The sequence below is a fragment of the Blautia sp. ZXY-1-B12 genome, from assembly GCF_056339915.1.
Window position 1 is genome coordinate 18,865 of record NZ_JBWJVP010000236.1, and the last position, 15,074, is coordinate 33,938.

The following is a 15,074-nucleotide window of genomic DNA, read 5'->3' on the forward strand; positions in this document are numbered from 1 at the left end:
GAGGAGGCATGACAAGTGAGTAGATTAAAAGAAATGTACAAAAATGAGATCATGGATGCCATGACCAAAAAATTTGGATACAAAAATGTTATGGAAGTGCCAAAACTCGACAAGATCGTAATCAATATGGGTGTTGGTGAAGCCAAAGAAAACGCTAAGCTTCTTGATGCTGCAATCGCAGATATGGAACTTATCACAGGACAGAAAGCAATCGCTACTAAAGCTAAAAAATCTGTCGCTAACTTTAAAATCAGAGAGGGTATGCCGATCGGTTGTAAAGTTACATTAAGAGGAGAAAAAATGTACGAGTTCGCTGATCGTCTGATCAACCTTGCACTTCCTCGTGTACGTGACTTCCGTGGTGTTAACCCGAACGCATTCGATGGTCGTGGAAACTACGCTCTGGGTATCAAAGAGCAGCTGATCTTCCCGGAAGTTGAATATGACAAAGTTGACAAAGTAAGAGGTATGGACATCATCTTCGTTACTACAGCTAAGACTGATGAAGAAGCTCGTGAATTACTGACATTATTCAATATGCCGTTTGCAAAATAATAGGAGGAACGATTCATGGCTAAAACAGCAATGAAAATCAAACAGCAGCGTAAACAGAAATTCTCCACAAGAGAATATACACGTTGCAATATTTGTGGACGTCCACATTCTGTTTTAAGAAAGTACGGAATCTGCAGAATCTGCTTCCGTGAATTAGCTTACAAGGGACAAATCCCGGGTGTTAAGAAGGCTTCCTGGTAGGAACCGGATTTAAATAAAATAAACGATCGGCTGATTTATCAGTCCGATCATATGTCCAAACGAGATTTATGATAAAACAGGTAACAATGTAAACAATTAATATATATGCACATGTAAAGTCTGAATAACAGGAGGAAACTAACATGACAATGAGCGATCCAATCGCAGATATGCTTACAAGAATCCGTAACGCAAACACTGCAAAACATGACACAGTAGATGTTCCGGCATCCAAAATGAAAACTGCAATTGCTAACATCCTTGTTGATGAAGGATATATTGCAAAATATGATTTAGTTGAAGACGGAGTTGTTAAAACTCTTCATATCACACTGAAATACGGTGAAGACAAAAACGAAAAAATCATCACTGGTTTAAAGAGAATTTCCAAACCTGGTCTTCGTATCTACGCAGGTAAGGATCAGCTTCCAAAAGTTCTTGGTGGACTTGGAATCGCAATTCTTTCTACAAACAAAGGTGTTATTACTGATAAAGAAGCTCGTAAACTTCAGGTTGGCGGCGAAGTATTAGCATTCGTTTGGTAATTTGAACCAAGATTTTTTATAGAGAACAAACTGAAAACAGAGAGGATGAAACATCCTCTCCGATAATCTAAGTAAGGAGGACAAACATATGTCACGAATTGGTAGACTTCCGGTTGCTATTCCTGCAGGCGTAGAAGTAACTGTCGCTGAAGGCAACGTAGTAACTGTAAAAGGACCAAAAGGAACTCTCGAAAGAGCACTTCCTACAGAAATGGAAATCAAAGTCGAAGATGGTCATGTAGTAGTATCCAGACCAAACGACTTAAAGAAAATGAAATCTCTTCACGGTTTAACAAGAAGCTTGATCCACAACATGGTTGTTGGTGTAAGCGAAGGCTATACAAAAGAGCTTGAAGTTAACGGTGTAGGTTATAAAGCAGCAAAACAGGGCAAAAAGCTCACACTTAGCCTTGGATATTCTCATCCGGTAGAAATGGAAGATCCAGACGGAATCGAAACCAAAGTAGATGGTAACAAGATTATCGTATCCGGTATCAGCAAAGAAAAAGTCGGCCAGTTTGCAGCTGAGATCAGAGACAAGAGAAGACCTGAGCCATACAAAGGTAAAGGTATTAAGTATGTTGATGAAGTTATCAGACGTAAAGTTGGTAAGACTGGTAAGAAATAATTCAGGAGGGTGAGAAAATGGTAAATAAGGCATCTAGAGCGAAAATTCGTGAGAATAAGCATAGAAGATTACGTCATCATTTAAACGGAACTGCAACAACACCACGTTTAGCAGTATTTCGTTCCAACAAGCATATTTATGCTCAGATCATTGATGACACTGTAGGAAAAACTTTAGTATCTGCTTCTACTCTTCAGAAAGAAGTAAGAGCTGAGTTAGAGAACACTGATGATGTAGCAGCAGCTGCACATTTAGGAACCGTTATTGGTAAGAAAGCTGTTGAAGCTGGCATCGAAAGCGTTGTTTTCGACAGAGGAGGCTATATCTACCACGGTAAAGTTAAAGCACTGGCAGACGCAGCAAGAGAAGCTGGGCTGAAATTCTAATAAGGAGGAGCGAAACACATGAAACGTAATCTTATTGATGCTAGTCAGTTAGAATTAGAAGATAAAGTAGTATCAATCAAGCGTGTTACCAAGGTTGTTAAAGGTGGTCGTAACTTCCGTTTCACAGCTTTAGTTGTTGTAGGTGACGGCAACGGACACGTTGGTGCAGGTTTAGGTAAAGCAGCTGAAATTCCTGAAGCGATCCGCAAAGGAAAAGAGGATGCTATTAAGAAATTAGTAACAGTAGCAAGAGACGAAAACAACTCTATTACACATGACTTCGTTGGAAAATACGGAAGCGCTGAAATGCTTCTGAAGAGAGCTCCGGAAGGTACTGGAGTTATCGCCGGCGGTCCTGCCCGTGCGGTAATCGAGTTAGCTGGTATCAAAAACATCCGTACAAAATGTATGGGATCCAGAAACAAACAGAACGTTGTTCTTGCAACAATCGAAGGCTTAAGACAGTTAAAAACTCCGGAAGAAGTTGCTAGACTTCGCGGAAAATCTGTTGATGAGATTCTGGCTTAAGGAGGAAATACAAAAATGGCAAACACATTAAAAGTTACATTAGTAAAATCTCCTATTGGTGCAGTTCCGAAACACAAAAAAACTGTTGCAGCTATGGGTCTTACAAAAATGCACAAAACAGTTGAAATGCCGGATAACGCAGCAACAAGAGGAATGATTCAGCAGGTACAGCACCTGGTAAAGGTTGAAGAAGCTTAATTGCGATTTAACCAGAGAGAATTCTGATATGGATCTGATATGAACCTGTTATTCGCAGAGAATGGCAGGAGCATACAGAAACATATTCAGACACAATACAATCTGAACTTATAGATTTGAAATAATAATAAGGAGGTGCCAACATGGAATTATCAAACTTAAGACCAGCAGAAGGTTCTAAGCACAGCGATAACTTCAGAAGAGGCCGTGGACATGGTTCTGGAAACGGTAAAACAGCCGGTAAAGGACACAAAGGACAGTTAGCTCGTTCCGGTCACAAGAAACCGGGATTTGAAGGTGGTCAGATGCCTTTATACAGACGTCTGCCTAAGAGAGGATTCAAAAACAGAAATACAAAAGAGATCATTGCAATCAACGTTGACGTACTGAACCGTTTTGAAGATGGTGCAGAAGTTACAGCAGAAAGCTTACTTGCAAGCGGTGCAATCTCCAAGATCGCTGATGGCGTTAAAATTCTTGGAAACGGTGAGCTGACAAAGAAACTTAATGTCAAAGTAAACGCTGTCAGCGAGACTGCAAAATCAAAAATTGAAGCTGCTGGTGGTACAGTAGAGGTGATCTAATGTTTGAAACTCTTAAAAATGTTTTTAGAGTGAAAGAAATGAGACGCAAGCTGTTGTATCTGATATGGATGATTTTTATCATCCGTATCGGCTGCCAGATCCCGGTACCGGGAGTTGACAGTGATTTCTTCAAACAGTGGTTCAGCAGCAATGCCGGTGATGCGTTCAACTTCTTTGATGCATTTACCGGTGGTTCATTTGAAAGAATGTCAATTTTCGCATTGAACATCACACCGTATATTACATCTTCCATTATCATTCAGCTTCTTACCATTGCAATTCCGGCACTGGAAGAAATGCAGAGAGATGGTGAAGAGGGAAGAAAGAAGATGACTGCGATCACACGTTATGTGACCGTAGGTCTTGCTTTATTTGAGTCAATCGCAATGGCAATCGGATTCGGACGTCAGGGTATGATTCCGGATCTGGACTTCTTTAAAGGTGTTGTAGTTGTTGCCTGCCTTACAGCCGGTTCAGCTATGCTGATGTGGCTCGGTGAGCGTATTACGGAAAAAGGCGTTGGAAATGGTATTTCCATCGTACTTACCATTAATATCATCTCCAGAGTACCAAGCGACCTGGCATTACTGTATGAGAACTTTATTAAAGGAAAAACGATTGCAAAGGGTACTCTTGCAGGACTGATCATTGCAGCCGTTATTCTTCTGGTAGTAGTTCTGGTACTTATCCTTAACGGAGCAGAGAGAAGAATTCCGGTTCAGTATTCCAAGAAAATGGTCGGAAGAAAGCTGATGGGCGGTCAGTCCACCAACATTCCGCTGAAGGTTAACACCGCCGGTGTTATCCCGGTTATCTTTGCATCCTCCATTATGTCTTTCCCGGCTGTCATTGCGCAGTTAACAGGAAAAGGTAATGGTACAGGAATCGGAAGTGAGATTATTCGTGGTCTTTCTTCCAATAACTGGTGTAATCCGAAACAGCTTCAGTATTCATGGGGACTGGTTCTTTACATCGTACTTTGTGTTTTCTTTGCATATTTCTACACTTCCATTACATTCAATCCTCTGGAAGTTGCAGATAATATCAAAAAGCAGGGTGGATTTATTCCGGGTATTCGTCCTGGAAAACCTACGTCAGACTATTTGACTAATATCTTAAATTATATTATATTTATAGGTGCAGTAGGTCTTATCATTGTGTGCGTGATTCCGTTCATCTTTAATGGTGTGTTCGGAGCGAATGTTTCATTCGGTGGTACATCTATCATCATTATTGTTGGTGTTATCCTCGAAACTGTGAAACAGATTGAGTCACAGCTTCTCGTACGTAATTACAAAGGCTTTCTGAACAATTAAAAATGAGAGGTTGTGGTGCATGGCATCACAGCCTTGATTTGCTAAAAAAGAAAACGGAGGGTATAGCTTATGAAAATCATTATGTTGGGTGCACCGGGAGCTGGAAAAGGAACTCAGGCGAAGAAAATTGCTGCGAAATATCAGATTCCGCACATTTCTACCGGAGATATTTTCCGCGCAAACATCAAAAATGGAACAGAACTGGGTAAAAAAGCAAAAACTTATATGGATCAGGGACTTCTTGTACCTGATGAACTGACCTGTGATCTGGTTGTGGACAGAATACAACAGCCGGATGCAGCAAATGGTTATGTACTGGATGGTTTTCCAAGAACAATTCCTCAGGCAGAGTGCTTAACAGAGGCTCTGAACAAACTGGGAAGTAAAGTTGATTATGCAATCGATGTGGATGTTCCGGATTCCAATATTGTAAATCGTATGTCCGGAAGACGTGCCTGCCTGAAATGTGGTGCTACTTATCATGTTGTACATGCTGCACCGAAGGTTGAGGGCGTTTGTGATACCTGTGGAGAGAAACTGGTGCTTCGTGATGATGACCAGCCTGAAACAGTTCAGAAACGTCTGAATGTATATCATGAGCAGACACAGCCGCTGATCGATTATTATACTAAAGAGGGAATTTTAAAATCAGTGGATGGTACAAAAGATCTTGAAGAAGTATTTGCAGATATTGTTGCCATCCTGGGAGAGTAATCGGGTGTTTTTAAACACCATCTGGAGGTAAAATGTCGGTTTCTATCAAGACAGAACATGAAATTGAACTTATGAGGGAGGCAGGTCATCTGCTTGAAAAAGTGCATGATGGTCTGATCCCTTACATTAAACCGGGAGTGAGCACCAAGGAGATTGACCGTATCGGAGAACAGATGATACGTGATCTGGGATGCATCCCGAATTTCCTGAACTACGGAGGTTTTCCAGCATCATTCTGTATCAGTCTGAATGATGAGGTAGTTCATGGAATCCCGTCTGAAGAGAAGATAATTCAGGAGGGAGATCTTGTAAAGATTGATGCCGGTCTTATTTATAAGGGGTATCATTCTGATGCAGCGAGGACTTATGCTGTCGGTGAAGTTTCACCGCAGGCACGTAAGCTGATGGATGTGACCAGAGAGTGTTTCTTTGAGGGACTCAAGGCTGCACGTGCGGGAAATCATCTGAATGATATTTCCAAGGCGATCGGTGCTCATGCTGCCAAATATCATTATGGGATTGTCCGCGACCTGGTTGGACATGGAATCGGCACTCACCTTCATGAGGATCCGCAGATCCCGAATTTTCCGCAGAAGCGAAGAGGAGTTCGTCTGATGCCGGGTATGACACTTGCTGTAGAGCCTATGATCAATCTGGGACGTGCAGATGTGGCATGGCTGGATGATGAGTGGACTGTTGTAACTATGGATGGTTCTCTTTCTGCTCATTATGAGAATACGATTCTTATTACAGACGGAGATCCGGAGATTCTGACTCTTACGAAATAATTGGACGACATACAGGAGGTTTAAAATGTCAAAAGCAGATGTAATCGAAGTGGAAGGCACTGTTCTGGAAAAGCTGCCTAATGCGATGTTTAAAGTGGAACTGGAGAACAAACATGTGGTGCTTGCACATATCAGTGGTAAGTTACGTATGAATTTTATTCGTATTCTTCCCGGAGATAAAGTTACGATTGAACTGTCTCCGTATGATCTGTCTAAGGGCAGGATTATCTGGAGAGATAAGTAAGAAATATTGGACTGCAGTTGGTGCAGTGATGAGAAAGAGAGCTGGAGGGATCTGGTTCTCTTTTTTTGTGCCGGAAGGGACGCGTAAAAAGGACGCGTATAAAAATAATTCATTTCATGTGCGGTTTCGGCATCTAAGATATTCTAAGCTTTCATAAATCTGCTAAAAGCATGAGGAAATCAGGTCAAACTCGCTTCGCTCAGACAGTGACCTGATTTTCTCATAACGCAGATTTCTGAGAGCTAAGAATATCTAAGATGCCTGCAAATGCACATGAAATGAATTATTTTTCTACGCTGTATGTTGGCAGTGGGAAGTATAAATGGATGATTGGGGGAGAAAATGAAAAAATGTGATTTTATTCAAAAAAGTGCTTGCATTTTATATTTTGCTGTGATAATATATAAGCCGAACGCGTGAGTATATTGTATTTGTGCGCTCAAAAAACTGCAGATTTTAATGAATTTACGGAAGGAGGATTTCCAGTGAAAGTAAGATCATCTGTAAAGCCGATCTGCGAAAAATGCAAGATCATTAAAAGAAAAGGATCTATCAGAGTAATCTGTGAAAATCCAAAACACAAACAGCGTCAGGGTTGATTGACGGTTTAAAGTTTGTGTAACGTGCGGCTGCAGTGTGAGACGCCCGGAAGGGTTGTTCAGACTGTTAAGATAGTTTTAGCATGTATTGCCTAATACCGAGAGGCAACGTTGGCCCGTTGGCCGCAGTAATTCGGAAAGGCTGCTTTTCGCCAATTGCAGCTGGGTGTTTTACCGAGGCACCCCAATTAGGAACTGAGAAATAAGGAAGTGATGTGTCCGATACATCCCATTTCACCTTACTTGAGTGAGAGAATTTGCGAGGGTAAGTGATGTACAGGCATTAAGGACTTTCAAAGTAGAAGATGGAGGAAACAGTACATGGCTCGTATAGCTGGTGTAGACTTACCAAGAGAAAAACGTATTGAAATCGGTCTTACCTACATTTATGGTATTGGTAGACCAAGCGCAGACAAGATCCTTGCAAAGGCAGAAGTTAATCCTGACACACGTGTCAGAGATCTGACTGATGACGAAGTAAAGAGACTCAGCGCAGTTATTGATGAAACAATGACAGTAGAAGGTGACCTTCGTAGAGAAATCGCCCTCAACATTAAGAGACTGCAGGAAATTGGATGCTACAGAGGTATCCGTCATCGTAAAGGACTTCCGGTTCGTGGTCAGAAGACTAAGACCAACGCCAGAACACGTAAAGGTCCTAAGAGAACAGTAGCTAATAAGAAGAAATAAATAAAGCTTTAAACATCTGATAAGCGTAAGCTGATCTTATGAGGAAGCTTGCATGGACACTTGATGAATGACAAGCGAAGCGAGGAAATGAATTTAGTGGACATGGTGTTTCTTGTAACATATATTTGATTGATAAATAGGAAAGTGTAGGTTAGTTTTAAAATGGCTAAAGTGACTAAAAAAGCGACTGCAAAACGTCGTGTCAAGAAAAACGTTGAACACGGACAGGCACATATTCAGTCTTCTTTCAACAATACAATTGTTACTCTGACTGACAATGAAGGAAACGCTCTTTCATGGGCAAGTGCTGGTGGTCTTGGATTTAGAGGTTCAAGAAAATCTACTCCTTATGCAGCACAGATGGCAGCTGAGACTGCAACAAAAGCTGCACTTATTCATGGTTTAAAAACTGTAGATGTTATGGTAAAAGGACCAGGTTCTGGACGTGAAGCTGCAATCCGTGCCCTTCAGGCTTGCGGACTGGAAGTAACAAGCATCCGCGACGTAACTCCGGTACCACACAACGGTTGCCGCCCACCAAAACGCAGAAGAGTCTAATTGATTTAGAATATTAGGAGGTATTTGAGAAATGGCAGTAAATAGAGTGCCTGTTCTGAAAAGATGCAGATCCCTTGGCCTGGATCCGATTTATTTAGGAATTGATAAAAAATCCACAAGACAGTTAAAACGTGCAAATCGTAAAATGTCTGAGTATGGTTTACAGTTAAGAGAAAAACAGAAAGCAAAATTCATCTACGGAGTTCTGGAAAAACCTTTCCACAACTACTACGACAAAGCTGACAGAATGCCTGGACAGACTGGTGCAAACCTTATGATCCTTCTTGAGAGCAGACTTGACAATGTAGTATTCCGTATGGGATTTGCAAGAACAAGAAAAGAAGCTCGTCAGATTGTTGACCACAAGCATGTACTTGTAAACGGAAAATGTGTAAACATTCCTTCCTACCTTGTAAAAGCCGGTGATCAGATTGAAATCAGAGAAAAATCCAAAGGTTCTGAAAGATACAAAGGTATCCTTGAAGTAACTGGCGGACGTCTTGTTCCGGAATGGATCGATGTAGATCAGGAGAACTTAAAAGGAACTGTAAAAGAACTTCCTAACAGAGAAGCAATTGATGTTCCTGTAAACGAGATGCTTATCGTCGAGTTGTACTCCAAATAATCCATAGGATTATATCATAGAAAATTACCTGGTAATATTTCTATTATTTATACGATTCAGTGGTTGATTATTATCTTCCGCTGAATTGTAGTATTTGAATGAATACCCCTCAAACTTTTATTAACCCAGAAGGAGGGAACCCTATAGTGTTTGATTTTAATAAACCTAAGATCGAGATTACCGAATTATCTGAAGATAAAAAATTTGGCAGATTCGTAGTTGAGCCTCTGGAAAGAGGATATGGAACTACACTTGGAAATTCTTTAAGAAGAATTATGCTGTCTTCCCTGCCGGGTGCAGCTGTAAGCCAGGTTAAAATTGATGGTGTGCTTCACGAATTCAGCTCCATTCCGGGCGTAAAAGAAGACGTGAGCGATATTATCATGAATCTGAAGAGCCTTGCTATTAAGAACCACAGCACAGACAATGAGCCGAAAACCGCATACATCGAATGTGAAGGAAAAGGTGTTGTAACTGCAGCTGATATCCAAGCTGATCAGGATATCGAGATCATGAATCCGGATCAGGTGATTGCTACTTTAAACGGTGGCAAGGACTGCAGACTTGCTATGGAGCTTACTATTACAAAAGGCCGCGGATATATCAGTGCTGATAAAGGTAAATCTGATGATATGCCGATCGGTGTACTTGCAGTTGATGCTATCTATACACCGGTAGACAGAGTCAACATGACTGTAGAGAATACACGTGTTGGTCAGGTAACCGATTATGATAAGCTGACACTGGATGTGTATACAAACGGTACACTTGATCCGGATGAGGCGGTAAGCCTTGCAGCAAAAGTATTAAGCGAGCACTTGAGCCTTTTCATTGACCTTTCCGAGAATGCAAAGACCGCTGAGGTTATGATCGAGAAAGAAGACAATGAGAAAGAAAAAGTCCTGGAAATGAGCATTGATGAACTTGAGTTATCTGTTCGTTCCTATAACTGCTTGAAGAGAGCCGGTATTAATACAGTTGAAGAATTATGTAACAAGACTTCTGATGATATGATGAAGGTTCGTAACCTTGGACGTAAATCATTAGAAGAAGTTCTTGCGAAACTGAAAGAGCTGGGCTTACAGCTTCAGCCTGCAGAAGAGTAAGAATTGATCAGGTTATTGGTTCTCTAAGGGAACAATAACCAGTTAGCAAAGAGATATTATACGGTGGGGATGCCTAAGCAGTCGGACAGTAAGACCGAACAAGCGTGCCCGGCTGTCCCACAGATGGAGGAAAATTAAATGGCAAAATATAGAAAATTAAGCAGAACTTCTGACCAGAGAAAAGCATTACTGAGAAGCCAGGTAACAAGCCTTTTATATCATGGAAAAATTGTTACTACAGAAGCTAAAGCAAAAGAAATCCGTAAAATCGCAGAAGGCCTTGTAGCTATGGCTGTTCGTGAAAAAGATAACTTCGAAACTGTTACTGTAACTGCTAAAGTTGCTCGTAAAGATGCTGAAGGCAAGAGAGTAAAAGAAGTTGTTGACGGAAAGAAGAAAACTGTATACGATGAAGTACAGAAAGAGATCAAGAAAGATGCTCCTTCCAGACTTCACGCTCGTCGTCAGATGATGAAAGTTTTCTACCCGGTTAAAGAAGTACCTGCAAAGGGTGCCGGAAGAAAGAAAAACACTAAAGACGTAGATATGGTTGCTAAGATGTTCGATGAGATCGCTCCAAAATACGCTGACCGTAACGGTGGTTACACAAGAATCGTTAAGATCGGACCGCGTAAAGGCGATGCTGCAATGGAAGTACTGATCGAATTAGTATAATCCAGCCAGATTTTCGATTTTATATTTGTCCAGACGATGATAAGACTGCATATGTATGGTGTTCATGCCGTATATATGCAGTTTTTTTGTTATGCTATAGGAAATCACTTCCTTATAACATAACCGTTTATTACCCTTGATTATTTGAGCCAGATAGCGTAAAATCGTAGAGTATATAAAAACCATATTGATGAAGAAGTGTTAAATAAGACATTGGGCTGTTACAAAATACGAGAGCAAAAGATAAGCGAGGAATACAAATGACCGGCAGGAGATTGAAAAATTGAGGCAGAATACGAAAAAGAAACGATCAGGATTTGGTTATTTCATCAGGATGTTTTTGTTGTTGGTGGAATTACTGGCTGTTACACTGTTTCTGTGGGGAAATGATGCTTATTCCATATCTGCCACCACACCTGAATTTAAGTGGGAAAATTATAAAACGATCGCACATGCACTGGGAGGGATTGGTGATAAAACCTATCTGAATTCAAAAGAGAGTTTTCTGGCAGGCTATCAGATGGGGTGCAGGTTGTTTGAAGTTGATCTTGTGAAGACATCTGACAATGTATGGGTGTGCCGCCATAGCTGGTATCAGTCTCTTGGACAATGGGAAGGCGATGAAAAGAAAGTTCTGTCCTCAGAGGAATTCTTATCCCGGCCCATTTATGGAAAATATACTCCTATAACATTTGAAGATCTGCTGGTTCTGCTGAGCGATTATCCGGACGCTTTTGTGATGCTGGATTCCAAACAGTATTCTCTCCGTAATTATCAGAAAACAGTGGAAGATTATGCAGACTATATTGAACTGGCAGAGGCTGCCGGTGTCCCGGATGTGATGCGGCAGGTCATACCGGAAATTTATAACCAGGCAATGTTTGCCGGAACAGCACTGCTGTACGATTTTCCAGGATATATTTATTCTTTATGGCAGGAATACTCTATTAAAGAACTGACTGAAATTGCGGCATTTTGCAGAGAAAAGAATATTCAGGCAGCTACAGTCTATTATAAATACTGGTCAGAGGATGTGCAGGAGATTTTTGACAAAAAAGGGATCAGGTTATATATTTATACTGTGAATGACCTGAAGGAAGCACAATATTATATGCAAGAGGGTGCGGCAGGTGTATGCTCAGACTATCTGCAGGATACTATGTTTAACTGATCTGTCCTGTCGGCATTATGAAATGGTCGTAGAGGATTATTATAGCTGTAGCTGTTCCGGAATGAATAAGGGTAAAGATATCAGGAGCAAAAAGAATTTTAACAGGATATAGCAAGAATTCTCCCTCCTCTATAGGTGGTAGATGAATTGCAAATAAGAAAATGAACGGCAGTGGCGGGCGGAGAGAAATCGGTATCTCCCACTGACATGAGGCAAACCACAGTCAGTATGTTGTTGACACGTCAGACTCTGTGAAATTACCGACTGTGAGTTGAAACAAATAAGCGGCAATAACAAAGATTATATTTATAAAGGAAATTATCATACACAATGAAAATAAGAGTAATGATTGCTGTCTGTGCAGCAAAATTTGTAGGATACGTATGTAAGAAAATGGGAAGACAGGGTGTGACCTGGGCAGGAAAAGTGGCGATTAAGATCTGTCCGGACATTCTGGAACAGCTTTCCTCACAGGTACGAAAGGCTATTTTTGCAACCTGCGGTACAAATGGAAAGACAACTACCAACAATATGCTCTGTGCGGCACTGGAAGCGGAAGGACAGAAAGTAATCTGTAACCATACAGGTTCCAATATGCTCAATGGAGTTGTTGCCGCATTTGTGCTGGCTTCGAAATGGAATGGTAAAATTGATGCGGACTATGCATGCATTGAGGCCGATGAAGCATCCACCAGACATATTTTTCCGAGAATCAAACCGGACTATATGCTTCTGACAAATCTTTTCCGCGACCAGCTTGACAGATACGGAGAGATTGATATCACTATGAACATTCTGGAAGAAATGATGCGCAAGGTTCCGAAGATGCAGATTATTGTAAACGGTGATGATGCATTATCCGCATATCTTGCCATGGATTCCGGGAATCCATATGTAACTTATGGTATCAGTAAACCGGTGATCAAATCTGCGGCAAATGAAATCAGGGAAGGACGTTTCTGTAAGCGATGCGGTGAAAAACTGGAATATCGTTTCTATCATTACAGCCAGTTGGGAGATTATTATTGTCCAAAATGCGGATTTGCAAGACCGAAGCCGGATTTTGATGCGGAGGATGTAAAGGTAGGCGACCAGCTTAGCTTTTGTGTAGAAGGAAAACACATTGTAGCAAATTATAAGGGATTTTATAATGTGTATAATATACTGGCAGCTTATGCGGGAGTGAGGACTGCGGGATTTGCGGGAGAGCATTTCGGGGATATGCTCCGCAGATTTAATCCGGAAAACGGACGTATGGAGCAGTTTCGCATTAAGGGAACAGGAGTAACCTTAAATCTTGCCAAGAATCCGGCGGGATTTAATCAGAATATTTCCGCAGTGATGCAGGATCAGGCACCGAAGGACATCATTATTGCGATCAATGATAATGCTCAGGATGGAACAGATATTTCCTGGCTCTGGGATGTTGACTTTGATCTTCTCGGAAATGATTCAGTGAAATCTATTACTGTAAGCGGTATCCGCTGTCAGGATATGCGTCTGCGGCTGAAATATGTGGATATCCCGTCTGTCCTCGAGGGCGATGTTGAGAAAGCAATCCGCGACAGAGTAGAGGACGGAGTGGGGAATCTGTATGTGCTGGTAAACTATACAGCATTATTCAGTACCAGAAATATTCTGAAGAGACTGGAGGGCGAGAAATAATGAAAATTACAATAGGACATTTATATCCGGATCTTCTGAATCTTTACGGTGACAGAGGTAATATCCAGTGTCTGATGAAGAGATGCCAGTGGCGTGGGATTGAGGCTGAGACCATACCGTTTGAGCTGGATGATAAAATAGATTTCTCGAAGCTTGATATCGTACTTCTGGGTGGCGGTTCGGACAGAGAACAGATGATCGTATGTGAGAAGCTACAGAAAATCCAACCGGATTTTAAGGCTTATGTGGAAGATAACGGCGTTGTCATTGCAATCTGCGGTGGCTATCAGTTACTTGGGAAGTATTACAAAACAGATCAGGGAAACATGAAAGGACTGGACCTGGTAGACTTGTATACAGAGCAGGGCGAAGGCCGTCTGATCCAGAATATCGTTCTGCAGAGTGAGCTGTTTGATATGCCGATCGTTGGATTTGAGAATCATGGAGGAAGAACCTGCATTAATAATAACAAACCACTGGGAAAAGTACTTTACGGTGCAGGAAATGACGGTAAGTCAGGCTATGAAGGCGTAGTATATAAGAATGTGATAGGGCACTTATCTGCATGGACCGTTACTTCCGAAGAATCCGCAGCTTGCAGACTGGCTCATTCAACATGCGCTGGAAAGAAAGTATGGAAAAGAAACAGAACTTACACCGTTAGATGACAGTCAGGAAAAAGAAGCAAATGACTATATATACCACAGATTTGTAAGAGGATAATTATGGCGAAATCATGTAATCAAAAAGGAAAAATACTGTATCTGCAGAAAATGCTGTCTGAGACAACCAGCCAAAAGCCTGTCACCATGCAGGAGATTCTGGCAAAACTGGAAGAACAGGGGATTCGAGCTGAGCGAAAGAGTATTTATGATGATATGGAAACCCTGCGTGATTTTGGAATGGATATACATTACAGAAGAGGACGGGAAGGAGGATATTATGAGGAAAAATCCGCTTCAGATAAAACAGAAGCGGATAATACGATAATACATCAGCCAGATGGCGAAACAGGAGAGAAATCTGAAAATGTGCAGGAACAGATTGGAAAAGAATCTGAAGCACCTGCAAAGATCAGTGCTCCGATACCCTCCCAAACAGGAGAGAATATAAAAGAAATCAGGCTTGTATGTCAGAATTCTACAAAGAAAAAAATCCAGCGTACCTTTGGTTCGGAGATTTTCTGCAAAATAAAGGGGGAGGATAATTTTATTGTAACTGTTGAGGTTGTGGTTGATAAGGCATTTTTTGGATGGTTGACTTCTATGGGAAGAAATGTACATATTCTGAAACCAAAG

The 15,074-nt window shown here is 41.3% G+C and carries 21 protein-coding genes and 1 pseudogene; all 22 read left to right on the forward strand.

The annotated features are described in order from the left end of the window. Positions 1-15: 15 nt before the first annotated feature. Positions 16-555, forward strand: a complete 540-nt coding sequence (rplE, locus tag AC075L_RS16440) for a 50S ribosomal protein L5 (RefSeq protein ID WP_008707267.1) — start codon at positions 16-18, stop codon at positions 553-555. Between the two features lie 15 nt (positions 556-570). Further along, positions 571-756, forward strand: a complete 186-nt coding sequence (locus AC075L_RS16445; protein ID WP_008707268.1) for a type Z 30S ribosomal protein S14 — start codon at positions 571-573, stop codon at positions 754-756. A 143-nt stretch (positions 757-899) separates the two neighbouring features. After that, a complete protein-coding gene (gene rpsH, locus AC075L_RS16450; RefSeq protein WP_008707269.1) occupies positions 900-1,301 on the forward strand; it encodes a 30S ribosomal protein S8 in 402 nt (133 codons plus the stop codon). An 88-nt stretch (positions 1,302-1,389) separates the two neighbouring features. Next, positions 1,390-1,929, forward strand: coding sequence for a 50S ribosomal protein L6 (gene rplF, locus AC075L_RS16455; protein ID WP_008707270.1), 540 nt, complete (start codon positions 1,390-1,392; stop codon positions 1,927-1,929). A gap of 17 nt (positions 1,930-1,946) precedes the next feature. After that, a complete protein-coding gene (gene rplR, locus AC075L_RS16460) occupies positions 1,947-2,315 on the forward strand; it encodes a 50S ribosomal protein L18 (protein WP_008707271.1) in 369 nt (122 codons plus the stop codon). 18 nt (positions 2,316-2,333) lie between these two features. Then, a complete protein-coding gene (rpsE, locus tag AC075L_RS16465; protein ID WP_008707272.1) occupies positions 2,334-2,843 on the forward strand; it encodes a 30S ribosomal protein S5 in 510 nt (169 codons plus the stop codon). Between the two features lie 15 nt (positions 2,844-2,858). Then, positions 2,859-3,041, forward strand: a complete 183-nt coding sequence (rpmD, locus tag AC075L_RS16470) for a 50S ribosomal protein L30 (protein ID WP_008707273.1) — start codon at positions 2,859-2,861, stop codon at positions 3,039-3,041. Between the two features lie 143 nt (positions 3,042-3,184). Continuing rightward, positions 3,185-3,625, forward strand: coding sequence for a 50S ribosomal protein L15 (gene rplO / locus AC075L_RS16475; RefSeq protein ID WP_008707274.1), 441 nt, complete (start codon positions 3,185-3,187; stop codon positions 3,623-3,625). Beyond that, positions 3,625-4,941, forward strand: a complete 1,317-nt coding sequence (secY, locus tag AC075L_RS16480; protein WP_118409023.1) for a preprotein translocase subunit SecY — start codon at positions 3,625-3,627, stop codon at positions 4,939-4,941. The genes rplO and secY overlap by 1 nt, the downstream gene beginning before the upstream one ends. Before the next feature lie 69 nt (positions 4,942-5,010). Then, positions 5,011-5,655, forward strand: coding sequence for an adenylate kinase (locus AC075L_RS16485; protein ID WP_008707277.1), 645 nt, complete (start codon positions 5,011-5,013; stop codon positions 5,653-5,655). A gap of 32 nt (positions 5,656-5,687) precedes the next feature. Then, positions 5,688-6,443: a type I methionyl aminopeptidase gene (gene map, locus AC075L_RS16490; RefSeq protein WP_008707279.1), complete on the forward strand. Its 756-nt coding sequence runs from the start codon at positions 5,688-5,690 to the stop codon at positions 6,441-6,443. A 25-nt stretch (positions 6,444-6,468) separates the two neighbouring features. Beyond that, the gene (gene infA / locus AC075L_RS16495; protein ID WP_005428560.1) at positions 6,469-6,687 is read left to right on the forward strand and encodes a translation initiation factor IF-1; all 219 of its coding nucleotides are present in this window, start codon (positions 6,469-6,471) and stop codon (positions 6,685-6,687) included. 485 nt (positions 6,688-7,172) lie between these two features. Then, complete coding sequence (rpmJ, locus tag AC075L_RS16500) at positions 7,173-7,286, forward strand: 50S ribosomal protein L36 (RefSeq protein ID WP_003497809.1); 114 nt, start codon at positions 7,173-7,175, stop codon at positions 7,284-7,286. Positions 7,287-7,607: 321 nt separating this feature from the next. Continuing rightward, positions 7,608-7,976 (forward strand): 30S ribosomal protein S13, encoded by a 369-nt coding sequence (gene rpsM / locus AC075L_RS16505; RefSeq protein WP_008707282.1) that lies wholly within the window; start codon positions 7,608-7,610, stop codon positions 7,974-7,976. A gap of 162 nt (positions 7,977-8,138) precedes the next feature. Continuing rightward, positions 8,139-8,534 (forward strand): 30S ribosomal protein S11, encoded by a 396-nt coding sequence (gene rpsK / locus AC075L_RS16510; RefSeq protein WP_008707283.1) that lies wholly within the window; start codon positions 8,139-8,141, stop codon positions 8,532-8,534. A gap of 31 nt (positions 8,535-8,565) precedes the next feature. Further along, entirely contained in the window at positions 8,566-9,159 is a 594-nt protein-coding gene (gene rpsD, locus AC075L_RS16515; RefSeq protein WP_008707284.1) for a 30S ribosomal protein S4, read from the forward strand. Positions 9,160-9,305: 146 nt separating this feature from the next. Beyond that, on the forward strand, positions 9,306-10,265 hold the full coding sequence (locus AC075L_RS16520) for a DNA-directed RNA polymerase subunit alpha (protein WP_008707285.1): 960 nt from the start codon (positions 9,306-9,308) through the stop codon (positions 10,263-10,265). A gap of 138 nt (positions 10,266-10,403) precedes the next feature. After that, complete coding sequence (locus tag AC075L_RS16525; protein WP_008707287.1) at positions 10,404-10,940, forward strand: bL17 family ribosomal protein; 537 nt, start codon at positions 10,404-10,406, stop codon at positions 10,938-10,940. A 283-nt stretch (positions 10,941-11,223) separates the two neighbouring features. After that, the gene (locus AC075L_RS16530) at positions 11,224-12,111 is read left to right on the forward strand and encodes a phosphatidylinositol-specific phospholipase C/glycerophosphodiester phosphodiesterase family protein (RefSeq protein ID WP_008707290.1); all 888 of its coding nucleotides are present in this window, start codon (positions 11,224-11,226) and stop codon (positions 12,109-12,111) included. A 330-nt stretch (positions 12,112-12,441) separates the two neighbouring features. Next, a complete protein-coding gene (locus AC075L_RS16535; RefSeq protein WP_008707292.1) occupies positions 12,442-13,776 on the forward strand; it encodes a MurT ligase domain-containing protein in 1,335 nt (444 codons plus the stop codon). After that, positions 13,776-14,499, forward strand: a pseudogene (locus AC075L_RS16540) (type 1 glutamine amidotransferase). The gene AC075L_RS16535 and the pseudogene AC075L_RS16540 overlap by 1 nt, the downstream one beginning before the upstream one ends. A 2-nt stretch (positions 14,500-14,501) precedes the next feature. Beyond that, positions 14,502-15,074: hypothetical protein (locus tag AC075L_RS16545; protein ID WP_476387912.1), on the forward strand; the 573-nt coding region annotated here is incomplete at its 3' end.